The sequence below is a fragment of the Spirosoma pomorum genome, from assembly GCF_054776615.1.
The window spans coordinates 334,533-348,978 of the sequence record NZ_BAAHBP010000027.1 but is presented as its reverse complement, the minus strand read 5'-3'; the positions used below and the strand labels follow the sequence as shown (position 1 = coordinate 348,978).

At 50.0% G+C, this 14,446-nt stretch carries 15 protein-coding genes; 6 read left to right on the top strand and 9 right to left on the bottom strand.

Annotated features, from left to right (window positions below; translation table 11 throughout):
* Positions 1–4 precede the first annotated feature (4 nt).
* Together ACYVAD_RS16905 and ACYVAD_RS16900 are read right to left on the bottom strand one after the other, a co-directional pair.
* Positions 5–1,114 carry a Gfo/Idh/MocA family protein gene (locus ACYVAD_RS16905; protein WP_461140687.1) on the bottom strand — a complete coding sequence of 370 codons (1,110 nt, stop codon included), beginning with the start codon at positions 1,112–1,114 and terminating at the stop codon, positions 5–7.
* A 78-nt stretch (positions 1,115–1,192) separates the two neighbouring features.
* The gene (locus ACYVAD_RS16900) at positions 1,193–2,065 is read right to left on the bottom strand and encodes a sugar phosphate isomerase/epimerase family protein (protein WP_461140686.1); all 873 of its coding nucleotides are present in this window, start codon (positions 2,063–2,065) and stop codon (positions 1,193–1,195) included.
* A 136-nt stretch (positions 2,066–2,201) separates the two neighbouring features.
* Between ACYVAD_RS16900 and ACYVAD_RS16895 the strand changes: the two genes are divergently transcribed.
* Positions 2,202–3,074 carry an AraC family transcriptional regulator gene (locus ACYVAD_RS16895; protein ID WP_461140685.1) on the top strand — a complete coding sequence of 291 codons (873 nt, stop codon included), beginning with the start codon at positions 2,202–2,204 and terminating at the stop codon, positions 3,072–3,074.
* 51 nt (positions 3,075–3,125) lie between these two features.
* Here the strand turns inward: ACYVAD_RS16895 and ACYVAD_RS16890 are convergent, their stop codons facing one another.
* Positions 3,126–4,004: an alpha/beta fold hydrolase gene (locus ACYVAD_RS16890; RefSeq protein WP_461140684.1), complete on the bottom strand. Its 879-nt coding sequence runs from the start codon at positions 4,002–4,004 to the stop codon at positions 3,126–3,128.
* Between the two features lie 148 nt (positions 4,005–4,152).
* Between ACYVAD_RS16890 and ACYVAD_RS16885 the strand changes: the two genes are divergently transcribed.
* Positions 4,153–4,638: a DinB family protein gene (locus ACYVAD_RS16885; RefSeq protein ID WP_461140683.1), complete on the top strand. Its 486-nt coding sequence runs from the start codon at positions 4,153–4,155 to the stop codon at positions 4,636–4,638.
* Positions 4,639–4,771: 133 nt separating this feature from the next.
* Here the strand turns inward: ACYVAD_RS16885 and ACYVAD_RS16880 are convergent, their stop codons facing one another.
* The 4 genes from ACYVAD_RS16880 to radA form a co-directional block, all read right to left on the bottom strand.
* Positions 4,772–5,773 (bottom strand): GRP family sugar transporter, encoded by a 1,002-nt coding sequence (locus tag ACYVAD_RS16880; protein WP_461140682.1) that lies wholly within the window; start codon positions 5,771–5,773, stop codon positions 4,772–4,774.
* A gap of 163 nt (positions 5,774–5,936) precedes the next feature.
* The gene (locus tag ACYVAD_RS16875) at positions 5,937–7,358 is read right to left on the bottom strand and encodes a Gfo/Idh/MocA family oxidoreductase (protein ID WP_461140681.1); all 1,422 of its coding nucleotides are present in this window, start codon (positions 7,356–7,358) and stop codon (positions 5,937–5,939) included.
* Between the two features lie 178 nt (positions 7,359–7,536).
* Positions 7,537–7,812, bottom strand: coding sequence for a hypothetical protein (locus tag ACYVAD_RS16870; protein ID WP_461140680.1), 276 nt, complete (start codon positions 7,810–7,812; stop codon positions 7,537–7,539).
* 214 nt (positions 7,813–8,026) lie between these two features.
* Entirely contained in the window at positions 8,027–9,412 is a 1,386-nt protein-coding gene (gene radA / locus ACYVAD_RS16865; protein WP_461140679.1) for a DNA repair protein RadA, read from the bottom strand.
* Between the two features lie 193 nt (positions 9,413–9,605).
* On the opposite strand from radA, the gene ACYVAD_RS16860 reads away from it, so the two are divergent.
* On the top strand, positions 9,606–10,274 hold the full coding sequence (locus ACYVAD_RS16860) for a porin family protein (protein WP_461140678.1): 669 nt from the start codon (positions 9,606–9,608) through the stop codon (positions 10,272–10,274).
* 75 nt (positions 10,275–10,349) lie between these two features.
* Here the strand turns inward: ACYVAD_RS16860 and ACYVAD_RS16855 are convergent, their stop codons facing one another.
* A complete protein-coding gene (locus ACYVAD_RS16855) occupies positions 10,350–10,763 on the bottom strand; it encodes a LytR/AlgR family response regulator transcription factor (RefSeq protein ID WP_461140677.1) in 414 nt (137 codons plus the stop codon).
* 252 nt (positions 10,764–11,015) lie between these two features.
* Positions 11,016–11,447, bottom strand: coding sequence for a LytR/AlgR family response regulator transcription factor (locus tag ACYVAD_RS16850; RefSeq protein WP_461140676.1), 432 nt, complete (start codon positions 11,445–11,447; stop codon positions 11,016–11,018).
* A 370-nt stretch (positions 11,448–11,817) separates the two neighbouring features.
* Here ACYVAD_RS16850 and pheS point away from each other — a divergent pair, with 370 nt between their 5' ends.
* From pheS to xseB, 3 genes are all read left to right on the top strand, one after another.
* Positions 11,818–12,879 (top strand): phenylalanine--tRNA ligase subunit alpha, encoded by a 1,062-nt coding sequence (gene pheS, locus ACYVAD_RS16845; protein WP_461140675.1) that lies wholly within the window; start codon positions 11,818–11,820, stop codon positions 12,877–12,879.
* A gap of 92 nt (positions 12,880–12,971) precedes the next feature.
* On the top strand, positions 12,972–14,174 hold the full coding sequence (locus ACYVAD_RS16840) for an exodeoxyribonuclease VII large subunit (protein ID WP_461140674.1): 1,203 nt from the start codon (positions 12,972–12,974) through the stop codon (positions 14,172–14,174).
* Positions 14,175–14,230: 56 nt separating this feature from the next.
* Entirely contained in the window at positions 14,231–14,434 is a 204-nt protein-coding gene (gene xseB / locus ACYVAD_RS16835; RefSeq protein WP_461140673.1) for an exodeoxyribonuclease VII small subunit, read from the top strand.
* Positions 14,435–14,446: the final 12 nt, after the last annotated feature.

Genomic DNA, 14,446 nt, shown 5'->3' with positions numbered 1-14,446 from the left:
GTGCTTAATTAAAATCGGGCAGTTTGATGAGTTCGCCACCACGTAACGCTGATTCATGCGCCAGAATCCCTACACTCGTCCAGTTAGCCGACTGCGCAGCATTGGGGAACGGGTCCCGGTTTTCTTTGATCGCCGACACAAATTCGTGAACCATGTGCGGGTGAGATCCGCCATGTCCTCCACCCTGCGTAAACGACAAATGCTGGGTCTCGTCGGCGTCGTACACGCCTTTTGTCGTAAACCGCTGAATTTCGCTGGGTAAGTAGTGTGCGTAATCGGGCACCGTTACTTTTTCAGGAATTTCCGGCTCTGGTTTCTTCGCCGTATGGATTACCGGCTGCTCATCTTCGATCAATTGCCATTCGAATGACTTCTTGTCGCCGTACACCTCAAAACTTTCGCGGTACTGCCGCGCTACGTCAAACAACGACCGATATACGTAAGCTGCCAAATCACTGTCTTTGAACTTAATATGTGCGGACTCAACGGCGAAGGGAGAGTTATGAATTTTAGCCAGCTCTTCCCGAATCGTTCCCGATCCAAAGCACGATACGTATTCAGCCTCCAGCTTGAGCAAACCAGCAACTGGGCCAACGCAGTGCGTAGCGTAATGCATCGGCGGTAAGCCAGGCCAGTAGTCAGGCCAGCCGTCCATATCCTGCTGATGACTGGCTTTCAGGAATTGAACTTTGCCCAGTTCACCTTTTTCGTACAGTTCTTTAACGAACAGAAACTCGCGGCTGTATACCACCGTTTCCATCATCATGTATTTCTTGCCGCTTTCCTTGCAGGCTTGCACAATGGCCAGGCAATCTTCGACCGACGTAGCCATCGGAACCGTACAGGCTACGTGCTTACCCGCTTTCAGTGCTTTTAGCGTCTGTTCGGCGTGGTTCGGTATTGGCGAGTTGATATGTACCGCATCAACATTTGGATCAGCCAGTAGCTCGTCGTAGCTGGAATACCGTTTTTCGATGCCATACGCGTCCCCAATTTTGTTCAGACTCTCGACGTTACGCTGGCAAATCGCGTACATGTTGGCATCTGGATGCCGCTGATAGATGGGAATGAATTCGGCCCCAAACCCAAGGCCTACGATAGCAACGTTTAACATAAATAAAGAGTGAAAGGGAGAAAGAATGAAACCAGTCCGACAGAGCGAAGCGAAAAGAAGAATGAAGGAGAGAATAAGTTAAGCCAGGCGTAACTCGCTCTTTCGCTCACTCGCTAGTTCGCTCTTTATAAACGCCAACCCATCCGTAGCGAGCTGTTCCGGCGACTCGAACATCGGCCGGAAGATATGCGTAGCCGCTGCCAGTTCTGGTGGATTTAGGCCAAAGGCTTCGATAGCGATCGGACCTGTGTAACCAACCTCCTGGAACGTGTCGAAAATCTCGGTAAAGTTGATGTGTCCCTGTCCAGGAGTTGAGCGGTCATTTTCCGAAATCTGCACGTGTACCAGGTACGGCGCACAGGCTCGAATGGCGTCGGGAATGCTTTTCTCTTCCATGTTCGCGTGGAAGGTGTCAAACGCAATCCGGCAGTTCGGATGATCAACGGCTTCCACGTACCGGATTACGTCGTCGGTACAGGTAAGCAGGTAGGTTTCGAAGCGGTTCAGGTACTCCATCGCCAAAATTACGTTCTTGGTAGCCGCGTGTTCGGCTACTTCCCGCATGCCCGCTACCGACCAATCCCATTCCTGCGCCGTGGCTGGTTTACCCGTGAATGTCTTGAATCCGGCGAAAAGCGGTCCCATTAGAATCGGTGCCCCCATCAGCGCAGCGCCATCAACGATCTGTTTCAGAAAGTCAACGGCCGCCTGACGTACAGTTGCATCCGGACTGATCAGATTGTACTCCGGGCCACAAATAGAACAGGCCTGAACGCCGATCCCCAGCGCGGAAAGCTCCTCGCCAACCCGCTGCCACTTAGTCTGATCCGTGCTGTTCATCGGCACTTCGATAAAGTCGAAGCCCGCATCCTTCAGAAACAGAAACGTGTCTGTCATGTCTTCGTCCATGGTCGAAGTCCAGACAAACAAATTCATTCCAACCTTATTCATATTTGTTATAGGAAAAATCAAACAAATATAGGTAGTAGATTGTCACGTCATTTTGCTTTTATTAGCCAATATCAACTTTATTTTCACCCTAAATAATTAAATAGGAGGCTTTTTGTGTTAAAAAAAGAGCAAGTCTATGAAGCAACCTCTGAGAAAAGACCTGGAGCCAGTAGCTGCATCCTTTGTCGCAAAAAAGCTTACCGAACCTTACTTCGACCCTAACTGGCACTTTCATCCGCATTATCAGCTTTTCCTGGTCGAAGAAGGGACGGGAACTCGCTTTATCGGTGATTCGATTAAACCATTTGGGCCCGGCGACCTGGTTTTTCTAGGGCCTAATCTTCCTCACCTCTGGCGTAGCGATCAGGAATATTTCTCTCGCCAGTCGCTTCAGCAGACCAGAGGGATCGTCGTTTATTTCTCTGAAGATTTCCTGGGAACGTCCTTTTTCAAAAACCAGGAGATGGCTTACATCCGCCAATTACTCGATCATTCGCGCAAGGGACTCGAGTGGACGGGAGCAACGCGGGATCGAATCGTAGAAACGTTGCAGAGTTTGGTTAGACAACCCATCGATTTTACCCGGGTGTTAAACCTGCTGACGCTGCTCGACGAACTGTCGCACGCGACCGATTACCGCTTTCTGACCAGTCCTAATTACAGCAATACCGTCAAACCAAACGAAACGGACCGGATGCAGCTGGTTCATGACTACGTGCTGGGCCATTTTCCCGAGGAGCTAAGCCTGGAAACCGTAGCTGATCTGGCGGGCATGACGGCCCCCGCTTTTTGCCGGTACTTTAAGACCAGAGCCAACAAGACATTTTCGGAGTTCGTTTCGGAAGTGCGGATTGGTCACGCCTGTAAGCTGCTGATGGCCGGTAAACTCAGTATCACCCAGGTCAGCTACGAAAGTGGGTTTCGTACCCTGTCGAACTTCAACCGCCAGTTCAAGGATATCACGGGCCAGACCCCTTCCATTTACGTGAAGACGTACAGACAGATATAAAAAAAGCCCGCCTTCATCGAAGGCGGGCTTTTTCATACTTGCTAGGTAACCCTAGTAGATCGTGGTAGTCCCGGCAGGCTCCCGTACCGATACTCCCTCCTGTACGAAGGCAATAATGTCTTCCGTTAGCCGGTCTTTTTCGGTGTAGAACAGTCCGTGTGGTGCTCCTTCGTACACAATGTATTGTGCGCTTGGGATAGCATTGGCGGTCAGTTCACCCGACGACTCGATGGGTACGGTTTTATCGTCATCACCATGAATGATCAGCGTTGGTACGTTAACCTGCGTCAGATCATCCCGGAAGTCAGTCATAGCAAATGCTTTCGCGCACTCGATGGTTGCCCGATGCGAGGCTGCGTATGCCCGAGCGAAGTCGCCTTCCAGGTGCGCCTGGCTTACAGGGTGACTGATCAGGCTGACACCGTAGAACTGCTTACCAAAGGTTTGCAGGAAATCAGCCCGGTCTTTATTCAATCCATCCAAAATGTCATCGAACACGCTTTGTTCGACGCCATCCGGATTATCTTCTGTTTTCAACATATAAGGCGTCACGGCGCTAACGAAGGCGACTTTTGCAATGCGATCGCTGCCGTACCGACCAATGTACCGGGCGATTTCACCCCCACCCATCGAGAAACCAACGAGCGTTACGTTCCGCAGGTCGAGTGTATCCAGCAGCGCTTTCAAGTCGTCCGCCAGCGTATCGTATTCGTAGCCATCCCAGGGTTGAGACGATTTACCGAAACCACGCCGATCGTAAGCGATTACGCGCATGTTATGCTTAGGCAGTTCAGCCAATTGGTAATCCCACATAGCACTGCTTAGTGGCCAGCCGTGAATAAGTACAACGGGGCTACCCGTCCCTAAATCCTGATAATACAGGTTGATGTCTTCGCCTGCTTGATCTGTACCTACTTTAATGTAACTCATAACGTTTTGTTGTTTGTGGTTGGTTTAAAGCAACTATTCTATAACATAGCTATACTTATCATTGTTGGCTCCAATTACTCTTTTTGTTGGTTTTCAATTATACGGTGGCGGGCGTTTAGAATAGCGGGTTCCGCTTTATTATTGCGGTATGAAATCCTCAATCCTTGCTCGTTTAGACCATCAGCCTGATGCACTCAACCATTTACTGGCTGGGCTTACCCAGGAACAGCTTTCTCAGCGTCCGGTTCCCGACAAATGGTCTATCCAGGAAAATATAGCTCACCTGGGGCGTTATCAGGAGATTTTCCTGACGCGTATCCAACAGATCGTCAAAGGGGAAGAACCTGTCTTTGCTCGTTACGTTGCCGAAGAAGATCCGGGCTTTTCGGAATGGCTAGCACTTTCCTGGCCTGCCCTACAGGAACGTTTTATGGGTGAACGCGCTACGCTTAATGCCTTCCTGAGTATTCTTCACGACGAGCAACTAGTCCAGGTTGGTAGCCATCCATTGTTTGGCTATATGGGAATCGAAGGATGGGCAGAGTTCTTTCTGCTTCACGAAGCCCATCATTTTTTTACGATCCTGAAATTGAGTGGCCTGCTGCGTAAAACGGCTCAGCCTGTTGTTGGTTAGGCAGACGTTCTTTTCTTCGTAGGATCAGATCACTGGTAAGGGATTTCATCCGCGATCATTTCTATTGATTTACGAACGGAATCTCAGCCAACTTTTGGCTCACTGGTATTGAGCAGCTCAAAACAGGTTATGCTTATGCCCGAGCGATGACAATGAGGACGATTCCAGCAACGTAACAACCACCCATGAGCCACAGCCAATGATTGCTGGCTGGCGGGGCTCCCTCGAATTCTTTCCAGACGAACAACCCATACAGCACCGCTACAATCGTAGCCCCCTGACTCAGCCCGAACGAAACGGCACTTCCGGCGGGCTGCGACGCCAGCAGCAGGGCTCCCATCCCGATACCCCAGATGACGCCACCTCCAATTCCGTACAGGTGTTGCTGGAACGTCATATCCTTGTAGCCAACTTCCGCGTTCTCATTGTCTTTCTCCTCGGGAATAAATCGACGGACGCCTAGCTCCAGTACGGAATTGCTCAGTAGTAGACCCAGCGAAAAAGCGACAAAGGCGGTAGAGGGCGTTAAAGCACCCGCTTCTGGCTGGGCCAGATCGGGCGCCAGCGTGCTGGTAATCATGCGAAAGAAAAACCCAGTCAGCAGGCCGGAAAGCAGCACAATAACCAACCCGCGTTTATTAAATTCCTGCCCATCATCTTTGGCTTTGTAAGCAAGTCCACCAAACACCATAGCCACGATAACCACAGCTCCGCCCGCTGCCAGCAGTCCCACTTTTCCTTCAGGCTCAGCCATATAATTCACGACCAGACCCAGTATGAGCGAAATGCCCGTCCCGACCGGCATTGCTATAGCAATGCCCGCCAGTTGAATACCAACGACCAGCAAGCGGTTTCCTACGTTAAAGATGATACCAGCCGCCAACGCCATGAGCAACTTTCCGACGTTAGCCTGAGTCAAGTCTTCGACAAATGGTCGCCCTTGTTCGCCCAGACTACCGACCGTAAAGGCCAGTATCAGCGACGTGAGGCCGATACCATATATATAGTCCCGATAAAAGTGAGCAACCGGGGCATCGCGTGTAACTAGTTTCTGGGCATTCGACCAGGTTCCCCAGCAAAGCATGGCCAGCAGGCAGGCCATGACGGCCGGAAAATATTCTTCGATAACCAGCATAGCATTCGCGGTAACATCAGCCTTGTGTGGCTAAATAGCCAGCGAATTTCTCCGCTTTCTAGCTGATAGTGATAGAATATGACCTGGGAGAATTGCCTTACTCCCCCTGAGAATTAAAACCCAAGTCAGTTCCTTTAGAGATTTTCTCCGTCTATAACCTGCATTACGCCTGAAGTTCCGGCGGTTTCGGTCCCCGAAACGCATCCTTTTTCTCGATCAGTGGTAGCTTGACCGGCCGTTTTTCCCGCGCCGATTGGTAAATGGCTTCCATGAGCCGCTGATCCTGTAGTCCCTCTTCGCCCGTTGAAAACGGCGCCCGGTCCTCTATAATACACTCCGAGAAATAATCCATCTCGGCCGCGAACTGATCTTTGGGGGTGATGCTTACGTTCTCCTGACGGACAATCTCGCCGTCGGCGCGGGAAGTCATTAGCTTCTGACCTTCGTACGCGTAGGCGTTTTCCAGTTCGTACCAGCCGCGTTCGGTCATAACCCGGTACTTGCGTGAATCATGGACATTGTAGTGCGTTGCGCAGTTGGCAATGATACCGCTCGGAAATTTCATCTGCCACGAGCAGACTTCTTCCACCTCTTTAAATAATGGATTATCGGGATCGCTGTAAATGTAAGCCGATACTTCGGTGGGTTCCTCTCCCAGAATGAAGCGGGTTGTGTTCAGGCAGTAAAGCCCAATATCGGGTAGAGCTCCACCGCCCGCCAGCGCCTTGATGTGACGCCAGTGTTTAGGATTAGCCGATGATTGACAATTAAACGCATCAACGAACTTAGGCTTACCATATTCGTTCGCCTGTACCTTTTCCCGAACGTAACGGTTGAATGGTTCATAATGAATCCGGTAGGCGATCATCAGCTTACGATTCGCCTTTTTGCAGGCGTCGATCATGGCCTGACACTCTGCCGACGAGCTGGCCATTGGCTTCTCGCACAGAATATGCTTCCCGGCCTGTGCGCCCCGAATCGTATATTCAGCGTGCATGGAGTTCGGTAGCACAATATAAATGACCTGTACGTCCGGGTTATCCTTCAGTTTATCGTAATTCTCGTAGCTGTAGCAGCTTTCCGGCTTCACACCATACTGCAGCGCCACCCGCTGCATCTTCTCTGGGCTTCCACTCACTAACGCAGCGACTTTCGATTTTTTGCAGGTGCCCAACGCCGGCAGAATTTCTTCCAGCGACAGGTGGCCTAACCCCACAATCGCGTAGCCAACACGCTGGTCCTTTGGCAGGGGTGTCGGCACGGGTGGCGACTTTCGATCAGCGTCTGACTTCCAGGCTTCGAGCTCGATTGGCTTTGTGACGTCACTGGGCACTTCGGCGGGGGGAGAATACGGAGGTGAGGTCGGTACCTGCTGCCCGCTGGGCGCTTTATACGTACCGCTGGTCGGTACTGGGTAGGAAGGCGCCTGCCCGTTTGACTGGCACGCTGCCGACAAGCCGCCTGCCATGCCAACCGCCATTACCCCAGCTGCCTGGAGAAATCCTTTGCGACTAATCAGATTGTCCGAATTCGTTGAGCGCTCGGGATTTGAGGAACTATCCGTTATTTCGTTGAGTGAAGCCATTAGTATAGCAGGTTAATCTAGTTCTATAACTAGAATTAAATTTCCATGTTCACCTCCCGTTGCGTCTACTCTGCTCTTGGTGTCTTCGACTTGATTAGTATAGCATCGATTCGTCATTATCATAAAAAAAGCCCACCGTTTTGTGAAGCGGTGGGCTAATTGATTGTGTTGGCAAGACTTATCGAATGCCATTGACCGGCGGAGGCACTGGCACCGGACTTTTGAGAGGAGCAGGTCGGTAAATAGCACCGGTCGCAAAGTCGACAATGGTACCTGGTAAGAAAAGAATAATGTCAGCAATAAGGGCTCCAACGCGTATCTCCCGTTGCGGCTCTCCGTCTCTTGGTTTGGTAACCTGGTATGATGTTCTTGGACCACCGAACACGGTAGCGCACCCCGTCAAAATAAAGGCGCTAGACACAAAAAGGATAGCTTTGGCAAATAGAGATTTCATAATAGTCGTACGTAATATTGTTTGCCAAACATAAGCAAAAGAATTCCTTCCTCCGGTCATGTAACTACGTTTTCACGAAACGTTTACGTACGGGTTGATTTCTTTTTCAACGTAGCTATTGACAACTCATCGACACACGCAATCAGCATCCACTTATCCCACAACTAGCGCTTAGCCGACTGCCCTCTTTTGCTGCTCTATCACCTTTTACGTCTTACATTAGCACGCCCTGGAAGACTTCGTCCAACCGCGAAACGGGTTTTACGTTAATCGCAAACCCTTTTGTATCCAACCCCTTAAGGTTGTATTTTGAAATAAATATCTGCCGAAAACCAAGCTTCTCCGCTTCCGCAATTCGCGACTCAATCCGGCTGATCGCACGCACCTCACCGCCTAATCCAATCTCGGCCGCAAAGGCGATAGAAGGAGGAATGGCAATATCCTCATAACTCGATACAATAGCGGCACACACGGCCAGGTCAATAGCGGGATCTTCGACCCGAAGTCCACCCGCGATATTGAGAAATACGTCCTGTTGTCCCAGTCGAAAGCCACCGCGTTTTTCTAACACGGCCAGCAGCATATTCAGCCGTTTTGCATCAAAGCCGGTACTGCTGCGCTGTGGCGTTCCGTACGTAGCAACACTCACCAGGGCCTGTGTTTCAATCATCAGGGGCCGATTTCCTTCCAGCATAGAGCCGATGGTCACGCCACTCAGCGCTTCGTCACGTTGCGAAATCAGGATTTCGGACGGGTTTGTTACCTGACGCAGCCCTGATCCCAACATTTCGTAAATACCAAGTTCATCGGTACTCCCGAAACGGTTTTTGGTTGTTCGTAAGATCCGGTACGTCGTGTGGCGATCCCCCTCGAACGTTAGTACAGTATCGACCATGTGCTCAAGCACTTTCGGACCAGCCAGCGACCCTTCTTTCGTGATATGACCAATCATAAACACAGGTACCCCACTCTCTTTGGCGTATCGCATGAACTCCGACGTACACTCCCGCACCTGCGAGACACTCCCCGCCCCTGATTCTACCAGCGACGACTGCATGGTTTGGATGGAGTCAATAATCAGAATTTCGGGTTCGAAGTGCTCAGCGACGCGGAATACGTTTTGCGTCGACGTTTCGGTCATCACGTGACAGTCGCTGGTGGGAGCCGTCAGCCGTTCGGCTCGCATTTTGATCTGCTGTTCGCTTTCCTCGCCTGATACGTAAAGAACCCGCAGCCCCGTCAGTGTCAGCGCGATTTGCAGGAGTAGAGTCGATTTACCAATTCCTGGTTCACCACCAATCAGAACGAGTGAGCCCGGAACGATACCTCCGCCCAATACTCGATTCAGTTCGTTGTCAACCGTGGCGATCCGGGGCTGCTCTTCGTAATTAATTGCGTGGATGGCCTTGGGCTTCGGGGCTACTTTGACCCCGCCAGGGCCGGCCGATGGGCTACGCCAGCCGCCTTTATCGGGTTCGTCTTTCTGGACGACCTCCTCAACCATTGTATTCCACTCCCCACACGCCGGGCAGCGTCCCATCCATTTGGCCGATTGCTGGCCACAGTTCTGACAGAAATAAGTTGTTTTTAGCTTGGCCATTCGGGACGATTAATGCCAGTAAAGCAGAAATTCAACCGGCGTTTAAACCCACGCTGAACAGCGTTGTCAAACCCGCGTTTCGACGAAATTACGGCTATTTAACTAACGCCGTTTGCTCGAAATTAGTTGAGTATTTGTACCCTCACGAATGAATTCGCGTTTAACGTTTAACTAATTCTCAGTAAAACCGATTATGAAAAAATCCCTGCTTTTCGCAATGTTAACACTGCTGCCGGCTCTGTCCTTTGCGCAGTTTCAGATAGGAATAAAAGGGGGTGTCAACCTATCGCAGCTCAAGTTTGGCAATTTTGTCAACACGGGCACCAATGCTAACGGCTCTCCAACGGTTAGTGTCGACGGACAGACGTTTCGCAATAACCTGAAAGACAGCTATGCAAGCCGCACTGGTACGTCGTTCGGTATTTACACGCGATTTGGTAAGAACCTGTTCATTCAGCCCGAGTTATTGTATTCGAGCCGCTCGGGTGACTTTGGTATTGTTCGTAATGGCCAGACGGAAACCGTTACCATCAAAACCAGAAGCTTTGACGTACCGGTACTTCTGGGCATTAAAGGTGGCCCGATTCGGATTGTCGCAGGTCCGGTAGTTTCGTTTCGCATTGATGACAACCAACGCCTAGGTCAGGCGCTAAGTCAGTACACCAACGGAACGTTGAACGATGCCTGGTCTAAAGCGTATTACGGGTACCAGGTTGGAGGTGGTCTGGATATCGGCTCATTGGGCCTGGATGTGCGCTACGAAGGCAATTTATCCGACATTGCTCAGATCGAAGACAGCGGTGCCCGGTTTAGTCAGCGGTTACGTGGTTGGCAGGTTACGCTCGCTTACCGTCTCTTCTAAACAGACAACATCACAAAAAAGCGGTCAGTCCAAAGGTGGACTGACCGCTTTTTTTATTCCAATCAGATGTTCTGATCAGTTATGATTCCGGTGCCAGAACTGAGCGAGTTGTTGAGCGATTGCTTTCATTCGACGGCGCGAGATACCAACTTCCCGTCCGTTAACCATAACGACCTGCCGTTCCCGATTAAGCGTATTCGGCTGAACGTACGCTAAGTTGACCATATATGACTTATGGGTTCGCAGGAACAGAGATTCGTCCATCATCTTTTCGAAATCCTTCAGCGTTTTCGATACCAGGTATCGCTTTTGATCTCTGGTGTAGAGAAACGTATAATTTCCTTCTCCTTCCAGGCATACCACATCATCTGCCGAGATATAGATAGTCCGGTTCAGATAAGGAAGCGCAATACGATGAGTTCCGCGCTGATAAGACAGGGGAAAACAAGGTGATACAGGCAGACCCACGGGTGATACATTTGCTTTCATGAGAGTGGATTTTAGGATTTGGTTCGTTTCTGATTGGTTGAACAAAGCTACCCGATCACCACTTACTCAAAAAAAGAAGCCTGATCCGCAACGGTTGTATCAATAAAACAACCAGTTGAAAATCAGGCAAATACCCAAAAAGATATCATATGTATTTACGGGAATACCCGTTACCTACTACGTAAAACTACGTGCTACCTTGCTGAACTGTTTCCGTGCTTGGCTAACCGTATTTTTATCCGTCTATGGGACTTAGTTTATTGCTAGAAGCCGGAAATCCCGGATACGGTCCATAAACATCTGAGCCCGACGGCGAGAAATCTTCACTTGCTGACCATCAATCAATTCTAACTCGCCTTCTTTCTTGACGAAGAATTTACGAACGAATTCTAGGTTAACGATGCATGACTTGTGAACGCGTACAAACGCCTGTCCGTCCAACAACGTTTCGTATTCTTTCAGCGTCCGTGACACCAGCATTTTGGTACCATCCTTCAGAAAGAAGTTCGTATAGTTACCAGACCCTTCCAGACGTACGATCTCGTCTACCGACACTGTCCGTTTGCGATCATAGAATGGAATCAGCAGTTTCTGCATGCAGGCAGAATCGGCAATTTTTTCCACACTTTTGTGGAACGGCATAGACATAGGATCGAAGACAGAATCGTTAACGAGTGCTTTCATGTTGACTGATGGTGATAACTTAAACTAATTTGATTGTTTGACTGTCAAGTACTTACTGCGTATCCACTAGTTCACAATTGACCGTTTTACGTCAGCACTTACCCTATATACGTGGCAAGAATCAGACCTACCTACGCCAAAGACTTCATATTATACTCAACACATATATAATACACTAATAATCAGCAGTATAATCCTTTGAGTATACTTCATACAAGACACTATTTTCCCGAATTCGGTTACTTTAGAATACAACTTATGGGGATTATATGCCTCATATTGGGTACAATAATTCTCACCACACCTAAATGCAGCACACTGGCCTAGTTTTATCTACCTTTGTAGTAGCCGATAGCCAACTAAGTAGCTTATGCTAGAGAAGATAAAAGAGATATATCAGGAAATAGATCAATGTAACGTAACGTCGAAAGAGCAACTTGAGCAGTTTCGAATGCGTTATATCAGCCGTAAAGGGGTTGTTACTGAATTATTTGAAGGCTTAAAGAGTATTCCCGCCGAAGATCGCCGGGCGGTTGGTCAGGAATTGAATGGCCTGAAGAACCTGGCTCAGGCGCGGTTCGACTCGTTTAGTGCCTCCGTCGATGAACAACAGGCTAGCGCGAATAGCGCTCCTCCGGTTGATTTGACCTTGCCTACTGTTCCTAATCTGACCGGCAACCAGCACCCCCTGACGCTCGTACGGCAGCAGATCATTCAGATTTTCGAACGGATTGGGTTTAACGTTGTGGACGGGCCCGAAATTGAAACGGACTGGTACAATTTCGGGGCGCTTAACTTCCCGGATAACCACCCGGCCCGCGATATGCAGGATACGTTCTTCGTCGAAAAATCTGATTCAGGTTCTTCTTCGGATGTATTGCTCCGGACCCATACCTCCAACGTTCAGACCCGACTAATGGAGCGGCAACGTAACGCGGCTCCTGGTACGTTTCAGCCCATCCGGTCGATTATGCCGGGTCGGGTGTACCGTAACGAAACCATTTCGGCCCGGGCTCACTGCATGTTCCACCAGGTCGAAGGTATATATATAGACAAGAACGTTGGCTTCAAGGATCTGAAAGATACCCTCTATCATTTCGTGAAAGAGATGTTCGAGCCAGGTACGCAGATTCGGTTCCGCCCCTCCTATTTCCCATTCACTGAACCGAGCGCCGAAATCGATATTTCCTGCCAGATCTGTGGCGGTAAAGGTTGTAACATTTGTAAGCATTCCGGCTGGGTTGAGATTGCCGGTTCGGGCATGGTTGATCCACAGGTGTTGATCAACTGTGGTATCGATCCGGAAGAATATACTGGTTTTGCCTTCGGGATGGGTATCGAGCGTATTACCCAGCTTAAGTTCGTGGTCAACGACCTACGTCTCTATACCGAAAACGACGTTCGTTTCCTCCGTCAGTTTGAGGGAGTATAATCAAAGAGCGAAAGTGTGAATGAGTGAACGAGCGACTTATACGTCAGCAACCTTTCGCTCTTTCATGCTTTCGCTCATTCGCTCTTTATCCCATGTCCCCTATTCGTCTTTCGGATTTAGCCTTCACGCTCGAAGCGGTTCTCGATCAGGCGTTTGGTCAGAAAGCCGTATGGGTTATTGCTGAAACCAGTGATATCAAGAATTATCCTGACCGTGGATACTGCTTTTTGACATTGGTTGAGCGCGAAACGGGAACTCCAGCCGCGGGTACGGTAGCGAAAATGGAAGCCTGTATCTGGCGCCGGAACTACCATACCATTCGCGACTTTGAGCAGGCAACCGGCGTAGCCTTCGCCCGAAATATTCAGTTGCTGCTATTAGTCTCGGTCAGCTACAGTCCGGTTTATGGACTCCGGCTCGAGATTATTAAAATTGACCCCTCCTATACGCTGGGTAATCTGGAGCGGGAGCGCCAGGCGGTACTGGACACGCTGGTACGGGAACACCCGGATCTGGTCTGGCTCGAAGCGGAGCAGTACATTACGGCAAACCAACTCCTGGCTCGTCCATCAGTACTGCAACGACTCGCTTTGATTACAGCGCCTAATTCGGACGGCTGGCGGGATTTCCGGCACGAATTAGCGCAGAATGCTTTCGGCTACGACTTCGTAATTGATGAATACCTGACGCAGGTGCAGGGCCAGGGAGCAGAACAGGCAATTTGTACCCAGTTAAATAAGATCCGGATGAGCGGTGTCCTTTATGATGCCGTAGTCATGGTGCGGGGTGGTGGTTCGCAACTGGATTTCGGCTCTTTTGATACGTATCAGCTGGGGCTGGCCGTGGCGGGTTTTCCTATCCCGGTTTTGGCGGGAATTGGCCACGAACGTAACGTCAGCATTACCGATCTGCTTTGTCATCAGAGCGTTAAAACACCAACCAAAGCAGCCGCCTTTCTGATCGAACACAACCGCCAGTTTGAAGAAAACTGCCTGTATCTGCGTGATCGCCTGAGCAACGTTACCCGCGATGCTATTCAACTAACCCGGGAGCAGCTGGACGCGGAAACCGAACGATTGCGCTTTGTGATGCACAACTATCTGCGCAACCGTCATACTGACCTGACAGAGAAGGCAGTTACACTGCGCCACCTCGACCCAGCTAACGTATTGAAACGTGGGTATGCCTTGCTACTTCGTAACGGGCATATTATGACGAGCGCTGGCGACGTTAAACCGGGAGAAGCGATGCAAGTCCAGCTGCGTGATGGCGTGATCAACATCCGGACGGAATGATCGGATAAGATGCACCTACTTTTTCGTTAGCCCCCAGGAACACACCTTAGCAAGTTATGGCCAGTAAGAAAATGAATTACCAGGAAGCATATGATCAGTTGTCGACGCTGGTCTATGCCATTGAAAATGAAGAGGTTCCCCTGGATGAACTGCCGGCCAAAATCCGGCTGGCTACGGAGTTGATTACGTTCTGTCAGGAACGATTACGATCCGTTGAAACAGAGTACCAGGACATTATTGAACGAATCCCACGCCGATAAATAGGCAATTTC